This window comes from Pseudoalteromonas sp. M8, assembly GCF_018141365.1.
Classification (GTDB): Bacteria; Pseudomonadota; Gammaproteobacteria; order Enterobacterales; family Alteromonadaceae; genus Pseudoalteromonas.
Genome location: NZ_CP047240.1, coordinates 2,393,227 through 2,409,213 on the forward strand (window position 1 = coordinate 2,393,227; position 15,987 = coordinate 2,409,213).

General features: G+C 42.8%; 13 protein-coding genes and 1 pseudogene. 2 read left to right on the forward strand and 12 right to left on the reverse strand.

What is annotated here, in order from left to right:
- Position 1: 1 nt before the first annotated feature.
- The 11 genes and pseudogenes from GSF13_RS15340 to GSF13_RS15390 form a co-directional block, all read right to left on the reverse strand.
- The gene (locus tag GSF13_RS15340) at positions 2-448 is read right to left on the reverse strand and encodes a hypothetical protein (protein WP_211866163.1); all 447 of its coding nucleotides are present in this window, start codon (positions 446-448) and stop codon (positions 2-4) included.
- Between the two features lie 185 nt (positions 449-633).
- Positions 634-1,971, reverse strand: coding sequence for an ATP-binding protein (locus GSF13_RS15345; RefSeq protein WP_211866165.1), 1,338 nt, complete (start codon positions 1,969-1,971; stop codon positions 634-636).
- A complete protein-coding gene (locus GSF13_RS15350; protein ID WP_174168803.1) occupies positions 1,968-3,287 on the reverse strand; it encodes a sigma-54 dependent transcriptional regulator in 1,320 nt (439 codons plus the stop codon). Before GSF13_RS15350 ends, GSF13_RS15345 begins: the two co-directional genes overlap by 4 nt.
- Before the next feature lie 60 nt (positions 3,288-3,347).
- Positions 3,348-4,568 (reverse strand): FtsX-like permease family protein, encoded by a 1,221-nt coding sequence (locus GSF13_RS15355; protein WP_174168802.1) that lies wholly within the window; start codon positions 4,566-4,568, stop codon positions 3,348-3,350.
- A 2-nt stretch (positions 4,569-4,570) separates the two neighbouring features.
- On the reverse strand, positions 4,571-5,932 hold the full coding sequence (locus GSF13_RS15360; RefSeq protein WP_174168801.1) for an ABC transporter permease: 1,362 nt from the start codon (positions 5,930-5,932) through the stop codon (positions 4,571-4,573).
- A 9-nt stretch (positions 5,933-5,941) separates the two neighbouring features.
- A complete protein-coding gene (locus GSF13_RS15365; RefSeq protein ID WP_211866167.1) occupies positions 5,942-6,637 on the reverse strand; it encodes an ABC transporter ATP-binding protein in 696 nt (231 codons plus the stop codon).
- A 41-nt stretch (positions 6,638-6,678) separates the two neighbouring features.
- Positions 6,679-7,947, reverse strand: coding sequence for an efflux RND transporter periplasmic adaptor subunit (locus tag GSF13_RS15370; protein ID WP_211866169.1), 1,269 nt, complete (start codon positions 7,945-7,947; stop codon positions 6,679-6,681).
- A gap of 569 nt (positions 7,948-8,516) precedes the next feature.
- Positions 8,517-9,746: a lipoprotein-releasing ABC transporter permease subunit gene (locus tag GSF13_RS15375; protein ID WP_010604886.1), complete on the reverse strand. Its 1,230-nt coding sequence runs from the start codon at positions 9,744-9,746 to the stop codon at positions 8,517-8,519.
- Positions 9,739-10,427, reverse strand: a pseudogene (gene lolD / locus GSF13_RS15380) (lipoprotein-releasing ABC transporter ATP-binding protein LolD). Before lolD ends, GSF13_RS15375 begins: the two are co-directional and overlap by 8 nt.
- On the reverse strand, positions 10,420-11,619 hold the full coding sequence (locus GSF13_RS15385; protein WP_010604888.1) for a lipoprotein-releasing ABC transporter permease subunit: 1,200 nt from the start codon (positions 11,617-11,619) through the stop codon (positions 10,420-10,422). The pseudogene lolD and the gene GSF13_RS15385 overlap by 8 nt, the downstream one beginning before the upstream one ends.
- A gap of 158 nt (positions 11,620-11,777) precedes the next feature.
- The gene (locus GSF13_RS15390; RefSeq protein ID WP_102056889.1) at positions 11,778-12,257 is read right to left on the reverse strand and encodes an Lrp/AsnC family transcriptional regulator; all 480 of its coding nucleotides are present in this window, start codon (positions 12,255-12,257) and stop codon (positions 11,778-11,780) included.
- A gap of 114 nt (positions 12,258-12,371) precedes the next feature.
- Here GSF13_RS15390 and GSF13_RS15395 point away from each other — a divergent pair, with 114 nt between their 5' ends.
- Positions 12,372-13,289 carry a DMT family transporter gene (locus GSF13_RS15395; RefSeq protein ID WP_211866171.1) on the forward strand — a complete coding sequence of 306 codons (918 nt, stop codon included), beginning with the start codon at positions 12,372-12,374 and terminating at the stop codon, positions 13,287-13,289.
- A 338-nt stretch (positions 13,290-13,627) separates the two neighbouring features.
- On the opposite strand, the gene GSF13_RS15400 is transcribed toward GSF13_RS15395, so the two are convergent.
- Positions 13,628-13,942, reverse strand: coding sequence for a hypothetical protein (locus tag GSF13_RS15400; protein WP_010604891.1), 315 nt, complete (start codon positions 13,940-13,942; stop codon positions 13,628-13,630).
- Between the two features lie 728 nt (positions 13,943-14,670).
- Between GSF13_RS15400 and dapE the strand changes: the two genes are divergently transcribed.
- On the forward strand, positions 14,671-15,975 hold the full coding sequence (dapE, locus tag GSF13_RS15405; RefSeq protein ID WP_211866173.1) for a succinyl-diaminopimelate desuccinylase: 1,305 nt from the start codon (positions 14,671-14,673) through the stop codon (positions 15,973-15,975).
- The last annotated feature ends 12 nt before the right edge of the window (positions 15,976-15,987 follow it).

The following is a 15,987-nucleotide window of genomic DNA, read 5'->3' on the forward strand; positions in this document are numbered from 1 at the left end:
GCTAGATTTGTGACCATGCCTTTTTGGTTCCAAGCGTATAAGCCCCACCTATAACCAAGCAAATTGATGAACTCACCAGCCAAAACGTCATGCTGTTATCTGGGATCGTTGGCATGATAAAAACAAAGCCAATTCCCCTTATTAAAAAGATTGCACTTATTACACACAGGGCGATTTTAAGCATAGGTAATTGTCGGATCCGTTTCGCCCCTGAAAACGCATAGCATGACCAGAGCAGTAAAATCGTAGCGATAACGGCAGTGACAATGTGCGGATAAATAAGCCCCTGTTCGGCCATAGTAGCCATTTCCTCGCCCGCACCAAAAAAGCGATACCAAGGCGCGCCAAAGATAATGCAGCCAATGTGCGCCACTGCCGCAATGGCTGTACACACACCCGCGAAGAGTAAAAAGTGGTTGGTCGTTTGAGTTTTCGTGTTCAAGTTCATTTCCCTATATTGTCAACTTGCTTGAGTATCGCTGCTCTGCCTCTGCCTGTCGATAGATATGCGCTCAACCAATATTATCTGTAGGTCGTGATTTATCACGACAAAAAGATTTCCGCGGCATAAAAACCTAAAAGATCGCGGGGTGAACCCGCTCCCACCTGATATGGGTAAGTGTTATTACAACGCTATGTTTTTGGTGCAACGAGGGGTAGATCAAACTGGACCATTAGACCACCTTTCTCGCGATTAAAGAGTTTAAGTTGTCCACCATGGGCAATCGCGACTTCATTACAAATACTCAGCCCTATGCCTGTGCCACTGGGTTTAGTAGAAAAAAACGGCAGTACTGCGTTTGCTAGCTTTTCTTCTTCCATTCCTACACCTCTGTCAACAACCACGACTATCAGGCGTTGATAATCAACCAGCAGCTTCACGCCTATTTCATCTATCTTAGATCCTGACTCATGGGCGTTTTTAACCAAATTAATCATCACCTGCTCTACCTGTATGGGATCAAAAAAAGCGCGCTCCACAGGAAGTGGTGCCAGCAGAGTAAAGTCATAAAGCTTATTTACGGTATCAAGTAAGGGCTGCAAGGGTTGCTCTGAAATATTAGGAGCCGGTAATCTCGCAAATTCGCTATATTTAGCGACAAACTCACTCAAGTTTTCGGTGCGGCGATTAATGGTTGCCAGCATATCAGGCAACAACTGGACTAGGGTATGATTTTGTTCTTTAGCACTGCGCTCAACAATCGTATTTGCGGAGTTAGTCAACGAAGAAATAGGCGCTAATGAATTATTGAGTTCATGACTGATAAGGCGGATCGCATTTTTCCAAAGCCCTACTTCTTGACGGCTCATTTCGCTAGATAAGTTTTGACACATTAGCAATACATGTGGCTGGTGGTTGAGTGTGATACTCTGCCTTGAAAAATAATAGCTTTGCTTTTCATCATTGGCTTGAAAGGTCACAAACCCGGATTCTTTTTGTAGCAAAATTGTTTGCAGCTTAGGATCTGCATTCGCGATGGCATGATGAAGTACAAGGCCACTTAACGACTTGTTGTTATTAAGTAATTTCCCTACTTTATCATTAGCGTATACCACTTGATCAAATTGGTTTAGTAATAAAATAGATACCGGTGACACCTGCAAAATGGTATCAAGTAGTAACTCCCTTTGGCTGGTGGCGTGGCGCTGCTTTTTTAATGTTGTCGATAAACGATTATATTCCAAAATTAGATCAGACATTTCTATGCTTTCAAAATGCGTAATTTGAACTGAAAAGTCTTGATCTTTAAAACTGCGGATCCCGTCCGTTAAGCAATCTATGATCCGTTGTTGGCGAGAGAAAAAGTAACTGATACCGACAATGCCTACTACCGCCGCAACAATTAGCCCCAGTGGAATTGCCAGAGTAAATGGTATTGCAAATAAAGCTGCCAGCCATAGAATAGCCGCAAACACCAATAGTGATACAAATAGGCATGCAGACACCGCTGCTTGAAGAGACACCGTCATTTTAAACCAAACTTCTCCATTCTCCGGTATAGTGCTTGCCGACTTAATCCAAGCTTTCTTGCGGCTTTACTGACTACGCCATCAGCGCTGTCTAATGCAGCTTCGATATCTGCTTGTGTATATTCAAGCGGCTCTTCATGTTGTGGTATTTGAATTGCTAAATGCTCACACTCAATTTCTTGCCTGGGGCTCAGCAACACAGCACGACCTATGGTGTTTTCAAGCTCCCTGACATTTCCAGGCCAAGTATGATGCTTTAACTGCTTCATTGCTGCGTTACTCAAACTCTTATTGCTAGGTAAAAAGTGATCCACTAACACGGCAATATCTTCTTTTCGCTCAGATAGTGGCGGCAATTTAAGCTCAATCATATTGATCCGATAATACAAGTCTTCTCTAAAAGTACCTGCGCGAATGGCCTCTGGTAAATTACTGTTGGTAGCACTTATCACCCTAACGCTCGCCTTTTTGGTCACGTTACTGCCAACGCGCTCAAACTCGCCGCTTTGTAAAACCCTTAGCAATTTTTGTTGCCCTGTCAAAGACAAGTTGCCGATTTCATCCAAAAACAAAGTGCCACCATCGGCGGCTTCAAAACGTCCAGCCCTCGATTTTTGTGCACCTGTATAAGCACCACTTTCAACCCCAAATAACTCGGCCTCAATGAGGTCCGCCGGAATGGCCCCCGCATTCACTTTAATAAAGGGTTTATGTTTATAGCTGCTATTGGCTTGCACGATTTCTGCAATTTTCTCTTTACCAGCGCCGTTTGGTCCTGTGATCAGAATTGGCGCGTCGGAGTGCGCAACCTGCGTCGCCATTTCAAGCAAGCTCAACATGGCAGGATCGGCAACCACCACACCACACAGGTCGTATTGCGCTTTTAGCTTTTGTAACCTGGCGTTGCGCTGATTAGCAGCGCTACTTACTTGCTCTTGTAGTTCTCGCATTTCGAGCAAGTTTTTCACTGAGGTGACGAGTTTATGGTCTTTCCAAGGTTTGGCTAAGTAGTCTGCCGCACCATCTTTAATAAGCTCCACCGCCATTTCAAGATTTGTCCAAGCGGTCAGTAAGATGATGGGTAAGTCTGGCTCTAAATCTCGAATGGCTTTATACAGGGCTTTACCTTCCACGCCGCTGGTGGTGTCTCGGGTAAAATTCATATCTTGAATAACTAAGTCGAACTGTTTGCTACGAACCTTCTCTAGGCCCAGCTGCGGAGAGGTAACACCTTCACACGGAATATCATTGAGCAACAAAAGGACTTTAATGGCTTGAATTACATCCGGATTATCGTCAATTACCAATACACTCATGAACGCTTTTGATCCTAATTTGTAGATTTAGCCCCTTTCGGGGCTTTGTTGTTTTTATTATTAACTGGATTTAGTTACTTGCGCCGGCGACACTTTCGCAGCTTCTTTGGCAGGCAGGTACACTGCCAATGTACTCACAAGCCAAGTAAAAATAGCTACCCCAACCAATAACGGGATCTCTACCACACTTTGCACGCGAACATTATTCATCAAAAAATAGTAAAGCAAAATCGAGAGACCAAAGCCTAGCACTAAACCGATAAAGACTAAAATTGTATTTTCTTTAATTAAAGACCACATCACTTTGCCTTTAGATGCCCCTAACGCACGAAGTACACCATGATCTTTCTTTCTTAGGCTAACAGAAAAGCTGACAAGTGCGACAATACCAAGCGCGGTGACCACGCATGCTATGATGCTTATACCTGCCATGGTGAGTGCAAAGGTGCTACGGCCATCCCACAAACGTTTTTTTGCCCTAGCAACAAACTCTACTCGCTCAACCATTCGTCCGCTGGTGTGATACAGTGCCGTTTCAACTTCTTCTAGCACTCGCTCAGACACACCTTTTTCAACCCTGACTAAATAATTGGCTCGTTGACGGTTACCCCATATGACCTCAGGTACAACCCCTGAATTGTAGTGTTGTTGATTGTATGTTGCGCCTTCTCCAAGCATTTTACCTTTATAAACACCAATCACTTGATGTGGAATGCGTTGTCTTGAAATATACACCGTCTGCCCAAGGGCAGAGTCACCACCAAATAAAGACGTGGCAAGGTCGTCACTTATCATAATAACGCCTGCATTTTTTGTTGCCTCATCACCTTTGATAAATTCGCTGGCATAAAATCTCCGCCCCTCAACGAGTTCAAGCCCAAGTACATCTACCCCTTTTTCATCCAAGCCAAAGTAGCCGAACACGCTGTAATCCGTTTCTGGTTGGGTATCTTTAAAAATAGTCCATCCAGGGCCTAAGCTGTTTAATACCAGCTCTCTACCAGCATAAGATGCGGCAACGACCCCAGGCACATTTTCAATCGCTTGAATATCCTTTTCTATAAGTGACTGCACGTCTACGGAGGTATCAAACACACGCGTCGTTACATTGAGAATTTGTTGCTCTTCCAACTTTGAAGGAATTAGCCAGTTTTGCAGCGTTGCATAGCTGATAAACGCGGTATTGCTGACAATCATCACGGTGATCGCGATTTGTAGAATAATTAACAGCGCAATACTTTTTTGTTTTAAGATCAGTTTTAAAATATGTTTAATCGCCATACTTACCCCCTTAACTCTGCAGCTGGTGATACACGGCTACTACGGTATACCGGATATAATCCAGATATCCCAACCGCCAAGAAAATACCTATGGTGGTCAAAAGTGCCAGCTCACCATCAAACTGATAGATTTGACGAACCTGCTCGGCAAATGCCATATAATCCGTCTGATACATACGTAAATGGAACATCAACTCGAGTCCTGCAAATGCGAGTACAAAACCAAGCAACACAGATGCAACTGTGAGCATGAGAATTTCTAGAAAATGAATTTTCATGATCACCCCACGATTTGCACCGAGGGCTCGGTAAAGGGAAATAAGCTTACGATTGGCTTGGAATTTGGCCAGTAGGATCCCCACAGTGTTCACTAGACAAATGGCAAATAGTAAATATGAAAACGTTAGGTAAATGGCTTCCCATGCCATAAAACGCTGGATCAAAATATAGAGCTCACCCATGCTATAAAAATCGGTGAGATTTTTGTGTTGAAAACGGCCAACCACTTGCTGATTTGCAGTATAGTTATTCAACCAAGTTTTTAGCTCTGCAAGATGTGCCACCCCCATATCATTTTGGTACTGGAACCAAACCGTCAAATAACCACATTCAGCACTTTTCAGCATGTCGATACTGCCGCTACGCGGGTTGGTTGCGGTGTATAAATCGTCGGTTCTACACGATACTTGCCCTGTTCTTGGAAAGTTTTGCGCATAGGCATAATTTAGCGGGATAAATGCATCGTGATTGTAATTATTACTAAAGCTCAAATCTTGGAAACGACGTTTATAATTGCTCAAATCAACCACGCCCACGACTTGTATTTGTTCGCCTTGAACTTGAATAAACTGCCCGACAGAATTCGCCCCACCAAAAAGATGGTCATTAGCGTTTTTACTGATCACAGCGACCGCTTCACCACTTTGCTGGCTTTGTTCACTCCAAGAAGCTCCGTGGATAAACGGCGCATCTAGTACACTAAACATTTCTCTATCTGTACCAGAAGCTTCTACACTAATAGGTCTAACTGAGTTATCCGCCAGCCCCACAATAAACTCTGTGGTGTAGTTAAATGATAGATGCTCGTATGGTAAATCCGCTTGCTTAAGCGCCTCTGCATCTTGATATGTCCAGCGTGGAAATTGGTTAAAATCGACAACGTCTTGGTCGCCATCAAAAAAATTTAGGCCCGCGGTGTACAAGTGATCTCCCTTATAACCAATCACCTCACTGCTGCTTTGTTTTACAATGGCTGACATCGTCAACATCAAGGTGATCCCAACTGCAAGGTTGATCACCATCAGTGCGCTTAGCTTGGGTTTTTGCTTTAATCCCTGCCAAGCTAATAGTATTAGCTCTTTCATCGCTTACTCCTACACTGCCAGTTCAGTTAGCTGAGATTTGGTGATGTCGGTTAGCTCACCATCAAGAATTTGGATGTTACGACCCGCTCGTCGTGCCAGCTCATTGTCATGGGTTACCATAATCAATGTTGTACCCGCCTGATTCACTTCTTGTAATAAATCCATCACTTGCCTTGCCATTAAGCTGTCTAAGTTACCCGTTGGCTCATCCGCTAGTAGGAATCGCGGTTTCCCCGCCAAAGCTCTGGCAATAGCCACACGCTGCTGTTGCCCGCCACTTAGCTGTGCGGGATGATGTTTCATTCGGCTTGCAAGCCCAACGAGTTCAAGCGCTTCTTCAATGCGCTTTTTACGCTCACAGGCCTTAATCCCACGAAAAATGAGCGGCACTTCAACGTTGTCATATAAAGATAAGTCGCTGATAAGGTTAAAGCCTTGGAAGATAAAGCCAATTTTTTCGTTTCTTAGCTGAGACAACTTTCTATCGTTAAGATTGGCAACGTTTTCACCATCTAGAAAATAGTCACCGCGCTCAAAACGCTCTAACAAACCGGCAATGTTCAAAAAGGTCGTTTTGCCTGATCCTGACGGGCCTGTGACCGCAATAAACTCCCCTTCTTCAATGGTTAAATTAACATTGCTGAGCGCATGGGTCTCAATCAGATCTGTACGATAAATTTTGCTTACTTCATTCATTTTTAACATTGTCTATTCCTTCTCATTCTTATTCGGTACGCAAGATGAGGCTACTTCCCGAGTAACACTCGCGCTTTGTTATTGAACGGATCTAAACTTGAAACCACGATTTCTTGTCCTTCACTCAGGCCCTCGATAATCTCAACTTCAGAAATACTTTTTACACCGAGCTGAATGGGTGTTTGATCAGCCTGCTCACCGACAACCGTATAGGTAAAACGCCCTGCGCCAGTTTCAACAAATGCACCACGCCTTACTTTGAGCACGTCTTGCTTTTGCGACAGGATAATTCTTGTAGATACCTTTTGGTTTTGGCGAAGACCACTTGGTTGTTCATCAAAGCGTACTCGCGCACTGACACGGCCAGCTTCGATTTCAGGGGAAATAGCGACAAGCTTTGCATGGTATTGGTATTGATTGATAAATACTTCAGCGGCCATGCCGACACCTAGATTGTCGGCATAAATTTCTGGTATTTGCGCTTCAACCTCAAGCTCTGAAAGGTCAACCAAGGATATTAGTGCCGCATCTCGCTGTACAAACTGCTTTTGCTGGACATGCACCGTACCAACAATACCCGACAACGGCGATATAATGTTAAGTGCCGCTACCTGACGCTGCACTTCTTCTAAAATATGCTGTTGTCTGGTTAGGCTCAGCTCGCTACTTTTTAGCTCAAACGCAAGTCGCTCTTGCTCAAGCTTTAGCGAATCGATGGCGTGACGCTCTTGTAGCTGCGCGCGCTTAAGTTCAACCATTGACTGTTCAAGCTCTAATTTTGAGATAATTTGCTTTTCGATGCTTTGTTTTGAGCGTGCCATTTCCCGCTCTGCCGCTTCTAAGTCTACTTTCGCCATTTCCATGCGTTGTTTAGTATCAAGTAGCTGCTGTTTAATCGAGATCCGTTGGCGCTCAACTTCCGTTTGTAAACGTTCAAATGTCGCCTCTTCTTGCAGTAAACGGTTGGTAAGCTCTGGACTGTCTATGCTAAGCAACGCTTGCCCTGCTTTGATGGCATCACCGGGTTTAACGTTTAGCGTTACTGTGCCCGATGCGATGGCGTATAAGTCGGGATTATTCGCAGCCAGCGTACGCCCTTCAACACGAATATCTTCGCTGATATCACCTCTCACTACCGTGGCGAGACGTACTTGCTCCCGCGATACCGTCTGCTCTGCAGATAAAATTGTGTTAATGCTTGGCCAAGCACTGGTCAATCCACCTAAGGTGATGCCAACGGCCAACAACGCAAGCACAGGCTTTTTTATGGTTCGTTTCTTTGCGATTTGTTTATCTTGCGCACTTGTATCTTTAATCATGCTACCTCCTTGCGGACAAGAGGGTGTCCGCGATTATTATGAGTAACTAATAACAAGTAGCGTGCCATAATTTATCTTACTGTTTTATATGCTATTTATGTAATTTAACGGCTTTATTGAGAGGGTTTGGACGGACACCGGACAGTTTGCGGACAAGGGAGCTTTATATCAATTTGCTTTATTAAGTGATCTATTCTGCAGCGAGAAAATTTTGTCGATAACACCGCTACTGCATCCTGCTACCGCCAAGGTGCCTACATCCATATCTGCAAGGCAAAGATTTTGCTATTGAGTTGTTCTAAATAAGAAATTTTTAACGCAGGTAGCGTCAGATTTACACCTTCAAATTGAGCTAGTATTAAGACAAATTGGTATTAAAAAATATATTTAAGCTTGATGGTTAGGGCCTGTCCAGCCGTGCGAGTCACTTTGACATTTTAGTGATGTGAACACATGCAAACATCTTGATACTTGATCAAACGTTTCCTCTTCTATTGGGAATTTAATCTATCTGCAGCCAATATATACTTGTTATAGCCGGTTTTACCGGCTATAAATTTTTGCCATCATCAGCCATTTCCCAGTACTTTGGCAGGATCCGTTTTGGTGGCTTGCCAAGCGGGATATAAGCTTGCGACGACAGCCATAACAAAAGTCGTGACTAAACTGATATAAATGTCTGTCCAAATAATTTTGCTCGGTAAGTACTCAATAAAGTAGACGCCTTCAAGCGGATTGGTATCACTCATATTGATCCAGGCTTTAAAAATATCGGGGATATTAATAGCAATAAAAATGCCGATCCCTGTGCCTAGCAGTGCACCTATCCCTGCATACGTCACACCTTGCAGCGCAAAAGTCGAAAAAATCGTACTGTCCTGTGCACCCATCGTTTTCAAAATGGCAATATCCGCCCGCTTTTCTTTTACTTCCATCACCATAGAAGAGACGATATTAAAGCTCGCTACAGCGATGATCAGAAATACCACGAGATAGACGATAGTGCGTACCATCTGAATATCTTGATACAGTCCGCCTTGCGTTCGAAACCAAGACGATACGTACACTAAATCGGGTAATGCCCTGCCCGCTGATGTCGCAATTTGCTGTGCCTGAAACACATCACTCACCTTGGCACGCAAGTCCGTTACTTGGTCTTCTCTAAAATCCATCGCTTCTTGCAGTGCGTTAAGTGGCACTAAGGATAATGTTTGGTCAAGTGGCCCGCCCATATCGATAAGCCCCACCACCGTCGCCGTTAATCGCTTTGGCGCAGCGAGTGGATTATCCGAATGTTTGTTAGCAACCAAGAGCTGGATATTATCGCCAGCCACGACGCCAAGCTTGTCAGCTATCCCTTTGCCGATGATCACTTCACCCGGTTTTAGTGCCTTTAGTTCTGCGCCTTTTATAAAATCACCTATGCTCGACACCGTATGATGCCTATTCGGTGCGATCCCTTTTAACTGCGCCGCTTTTAAGGTGCCTTTGTATTGCAGCATGGCTGTTAAGTTAATTTCAGCCGTCGCGCTTACGACGCCACGTTGACTCTCCAAGATCTCTACTTTTTGCTGCCACGCTTGAATAGGGTCGTAAGGTGCTTGATAACTAACTTGCGGTACCACCGACAACAGCCGCTGCTCTAATTGTTCTTCAAAACCATTAATCACAGAAAGTGCGACTATCAATACTGCCATACCCAGCATTACACCAAGCGTAGAAGCACGGGTTAAAAAACCAATAAAGCCAAGCTGACGTTTAGACTCTCTAAAACGTTTGCTTAAAAAATAACTAAGCATGCTGATACACACCTACTTTGCCATCGTCCAGTTGCACTGCACGACCAAGCTTATCTGCCAACTCTAGGTCGTGTGTTACAACAACAAAGCTGGTTTTTAGTTGCTGATTGAGTTCAGCTAGGAGGTCATAGATCCTTAGCGCATTATGCTTATCAAGATTGCCGGTTGGTTCATCAGCTAGCACCAAATCAGGTTCTGTTACTAACGCTCTCGCTATCGCAACACGCTGTCTCTCCCCCCAGAAAGCTCTGAAGGCTTATGATCAGCACGATGACTCAAGCCTACTTTATCAAGCATGAGTAATGCTTTTTCGCGGGCTTGTTTTGCTTTATTACCGGCAATTAGTAATGGCATCGCCACGTTTTCAACCGCGCTAAACTCCATCAACAAATGATGAAACTGATAGATAAAACCCAAATGCTTATTTCTAAATTCCGCCTGCTTTTTACGTGACAGCTTGCCAACTTCCACACCTTTGATTTTTACACTGCCGGTGGATGCTTTATCCAAGGTACCGAGAATATGCAGTAAAGTACTTTTACCTGAACCCGAGCTACCTACAATGGCAAGCATCTCACCTTGGGTTACAGATAAATCAACGCCTTTTAGTACCGTTACTTCGGCTTTACCATCTTGGTAGCTTTTGACCAAATCTTGGCAGTCAATGACTAAATCACTCATATCTTAATACCTCTGCTGGCAGCACACTCGACGCGCGTTTAGCTGGATACAAGGTTGCTAAAAAGCTTAGCAATATGCTGCCCACTGCCATAATCGTTAAATCTGTTAGTTCTATTTTGACCGGAAGTTCAGCGCCACCAAGCAACTGAAGGCCTGCGAGGTGGAGCACCTCATTAATATTGTTCGAAAGCAATAATCCACCAGCAACACCAATGAGTGTGCCAAAAATGCCGTTATACATCCCTTGCGCCATAAATACTTTAGCTATCATTTGTGGTGTAAAGCCAAGCGTTTGCAAAATAGCCACTTCCCCTTGCTTTTCACTCACCATCATAGACAGCGCTGAAATGATATTAAATACAGCCACTATCACAATAAGGCCAAGTAATAGCGACATAATGCGCTTTTCCATTGCAACCGCCGCAAACAATGTGCCTTGCTGAGTTTGCCAATCCTGTATCTCGAGCCCTTGTAACAAGCTATCCGCTTGCTGATAAAAATCAGGCAGACTAAAGGCATCATATAAATGAATGTTAAGGTCGTATTGCTCTGGCTTCTTGCGCATTAACCGCTGTAAACTCTTCCCGTCGGCAAATGCCAAATAAGTGTCAGCTTCGCTTTGGCCATCATATATGGCAGCTACGGTGAATAAGCGCTGCGTCGGTGTGCGGCCAAGCGGTGTGTATGTGGTGAATTCAGGCATGATCACGCGAAGTTGTTGACCAACGCTGACGCCAAGTTTATTGGCTAAATAGCGACTCAGCGCCACTTGGTATTTTTGCTCATACAATCGAGTTAAGCTACCTGCGCGTACGGCGTCATCTAACGCTGTTTCATACCCTTGAAATAGTCCTTGAAGTTGCACACCCACCAAATCTTGATTGGTTTGTAGAATTACGTCACTTGCAACATATGGCGAAACTTGCTTAACCAAAGGATGATTTTCAATGGCTTGTAATTTATTTTGATCAAGTTGCTCATTTTCCTTAATTTGCACATGCGGGATCAAATCAAGCATGGCGGCTTTTAAGGTTTGCTCAAAGCCATTCATCACTGAGCTGACGGTGATCAAACTCATCAAGCCAAGGGCGATACCCGCAATTGAGAAAAATGAGATAAACGATATAAATGCATTGCCTTTCGCAGCACGGCTATATCTTAACCCAACAAAGAGGCTAACTGGTTGAAACATAATCTATCTCGTAAAAAACTGCTGCACGGATACTAACATACTCAAAACCAGATTGATGGCAGGATTGCTATAAAAAGTGTGACAAACTATAAATTTGTTGACGTTTAGCTGTGCATTGCTTATCCCGTCAAAACGTTACTACTCGCCATACTTAGCGATTACCTTTTGCGGATCTGATATGGCACGTTTCTGCGTTTGACTACTGTTGATTTCACCACCGATGTGTGGGTATCACCCAGCGTGGAGACTTTATCCAGAATTTCGTCTAGCTTAGGCATACTCTCAAAACACAACCTCACATAAAAACAATCCTCTCCCGTCACTTTGTCACATTCAATCACTTCAGGAATGTTTTGGATCATCGCTTCAAGTTGTTTTAGTTTACCAGGATGCTGGCGAATACGCACAATCGCTGTCAGCGGGTAATCAAAGCTTGCTGGGTCTAATTCAATACTGTATTTACTAATTACCCCATACTCTTCCATACGTTTCATGCGCTCATTCACACTCGGTGAAGACATATTCACAGCACGAGCCATTTCAGCAACAGACACTCGGCTGTTGTTTTCTAACAGCGCTATAAGCTTGCTATCTATCGCATCAAGCGACCATTTTTCATTATTAATTAATTTTCGCATTTTTGCCTTTCATTTTTAGGAAAATAGAAAAATTAGCCTTTTATTGTCTATTAGCAATACGGCAAACCCTAAGTAATATGCAAGTATAGAATTGAATATGACAAGGTGTGAACAATGTTTGGCTCAGATAAAGAAAAAGGTTCGATAGAGATGATAATAGCTATGGTGCTATCTGGCACCATAGGATACTTTGTCGTCAGTGCACAACAATCCTATTGGAACGTGGTATTTTTACGTTGTGTTATTGGCGCGTTGTGTCTTCTCGGATACGTGCTCGTAACAAAGCAACTGACAAAAGAGGTGTTTAAAGGTCCCGTTTTTATAACCATCTTGCTCGGCGGAATCGCGCTGGTCGGAAACTGGGTGCTGTTATTCGCCTCGTTTGACTATATTCCTTTTTCAATTTCAATCATCGCATACCATCTACAACCTCTGATGTTGGTATTATTAAGTGCGGTGCTTTATCGTCAGTATCCAAGTAAAGCAATCGTTTTATGGTTGACCATCGCTGTGGTGGGATTATGGTTGGTTGTGGGGATCCCCTATCAAGAAATAGTCGCAGTTCTTTTTGCACAAGAGAGCAATCAAGCCGTTTTTGGTCTGCTACTGGCACTTGGAGCTGCATTTCTGTATACCATTACAACGCTGATGACAAAAAAGGTAAGCCAAGTGCCATCCGGTGTGGTTGCTGTGATCCAAATCTTTTTGGGCGGTTTATTTTTATTGCCTTGGGTTGACTTTGCACATTTCCCAGAGACTTCATCGAGCTGGGGCAATATCCTATTCTTAGGCGTCGTCAACACAGGGTTTATGTATGTGATCATGTATGATGCGTTTCAACGCTTAAGCACCACATTAATCGCTATTCTTTCTTTTATTTATCCGGTCGTGGCGCTGTTTGTAGATTTTATTGCATTCGAGCACACGATTTCGATACTACAAACGCTTGGGATTGTTTTAATCTTAACGGCCGTCAGCGCTGTAAAGTTCGATTGGAAGTTAGGCAAGTTATTTAACCTGAGGTTTGGATAAGGAGTGTTCCAACTCATTGTTGCTAAAGCACAACTTAGTTTTTCCTTGTCTAGCCAGAGAGTTTTAGGGAAAACACCGCTTCCGCGTCCTGCTCTCGCTAAGGTACCTACATCCTGTAGGCAAGGCGAATTCACTTCCAATAGCTGGCTATTGGAAGTGAATTCAACGCAGTTAGTGCTAAAACTGGCTGCTAGAAAGGCATTAATTATCCGCAGCTCAGGTTATTTAGCACACCAAAGCAAAAAATCAGTTAATTTAGCTAATTTGAACTTAAAGGAAACACCAGTAATAAAAGCAGAGTAAAGTGCAAGTACTTTGCTCTGCTGCTGTTGACTAGCTTACTGCTCTAGGTAACAAATAACCGCTGCTTGCTTAGGGTTGCTTTGTGTATCTTCAATCAGATAGCTCGCTTTTTTACTGTTTTGGCATAAACACATGTCGTAATGACTGATCATGTAAGCATTACCTACAGCATCTTCATCCGTTTTTTGGATGCTACAGGTAGGCTCTCTCCAAATTGGATCCCAGCCGCTTTGGCCAATGGCAACAATTTTAATGTTCTGTTGAGTAACGAGTGCTTTCGCCTCTTCTACTTCTTGAGCAGATACAGATAATGCGGTGAATGCAACGAGTGCAGTGATTAGCTTTTTCATTTTTCATCCTTAATTTAAGTCAGCGCTATAGATAAAAAACAGCAAAATACTGTAACAGTAATCAAAATATTGAATAAAAGCTCTATAGCGCCCGCTATTTTATTCATTAAATATGACAACTCAAGAATAAATTCATTAAATTTATAAAAATAATTTAAACCTTAAAACTTCATCATAAAAAATCTTGCCCACATACGTATGCCCACACCTTTTAGGTCTCTTACATTTAGAATAAATAGAAATATAAAACATAGTTAAAATAACAAAAATGAATAACGAAGTTTAATTCCATTTATCTTAATAGCGCAATTTACACAACAAACTCGCACACTTAAAAAAATAACAATTTCATTAACGTAAACACCATCATTTTTTTAATTCCGAATAACACAAGACATAACTCAAGAAACAAAAACCCGCCCCTGATTATTAAGACAAATTACTTTTCACACATTCAGAATATTAGTACATAGAGCATTTACACCAAAATTAATTCAATAAAACTCAAATATCAAAATTAGACAAACAGCATTAAAAATAACAAATTTGATTACTTCATAAAAAACAACAATAAAATTATCTAGGTTAATTTAGTCAAAATAAAATCATTAGCATCTAAAGAATTTCAATGTTTGAATACGCAACTTGTGAACGCAGTGTAATTAAAATGTGTACAAACAAGCTTTTAATTGCCTATTTATCATACTTCTGCATTAAGGTTTTTTGAGATGAATGACTTTTCTTCAAGCACTTGCTTTGAACTTGTCTCTGAAGCACTAGAGGATATCGAAGCTCTTCATGACGAGCTTCAAGGTATTGATGAGGATAAACATACCAGCCACCGCGTTGTTGACATCGCAAGGCAGTTAGTCGCATTTAAGTCGATCACACCAGATGACGTTGGTTGTCAACTGTGGTTAGCACAAGAGTTACGAGCTTTGGGCTTTTCAATCAAACACTTACCCGTTCGTGATGTAAGTAACTTAGTAGCAAGCATAGGTAACAACAGCGATGCTAGGTTTGCTTTTCTTGGTCATACCGATGTAGTACCGGCCGGAAGTGCACAAGATTGGCAGTTTAACCCTTTTAAGCTGACAGAACACAATGGCTGCCTCTTCGCTAGAGGTATTGTTGATATGAAAGGCGCTATTGCCGCATTTTTCTGTGCAATTGAGGCTCTAGTGACAGAATTTGGAATACCGGAAAAAGAGCTTTGGTTGCTACTCACTAGCGACGAGGAAGGCGAAGCGGAACACGGAACCAAGCGGATCACTCAGTTTTTAAAACAGCAGCGTATCACATTTGATTTTACCTTGGTCGGAGAGCCAAGCTCAGAAGCGCAAGTAGCAGATACACTGAAAGTCGGTCGCCGTGGTGCTTTGTCTTTTACCATCAATTTACATGGTAAAACTGGACATGTGGCTTACCCTCAAAAAGCGACCAATGTCATCCATCTAGCGCAAAATATTATGCAAGCATTATTGTCAATGGATTGGCCTAAGCACTGTGATAACTTTGACTCGACCACACTACAATTCACTCATGTAAATTCTGGCGATTTTGTTGACAACATCATTCCAAGCCAATGTCAGCTAAATTTTAATATCCGTTATACACCCGCATACAACGAATATGAATTGGTCCAGCTGGTCAGAGAAACCATCGAAAAACATACACTCAATTATGCATTAACGACCAATAACTCCTGTAAACCCTATTACTGCGTAAATAATGATGAGATCCCTTCTCCATCCCTCGCTATCGTCTGCGATGAAATCAACAGCCAATGCCATTTCACACCAAAACTATCGACCGCAGGGGGAACGTCGGATGGCCGCTTTATTGCTGAAATATCAACCTCAGTATTAGAACTTGGATTGGTGAACAAAACCATTCATCAAATAGATGAACACACAACAACATCCGACTTAATCCAGCTTCAACAACTTTACTACGGCATCTATAAACGCCTGCTCTACCCTACGCTTCATGTTCACTCAACCACTCAAGATGAACTGCTGCAACTTCGCTAATTAACAGAAAAT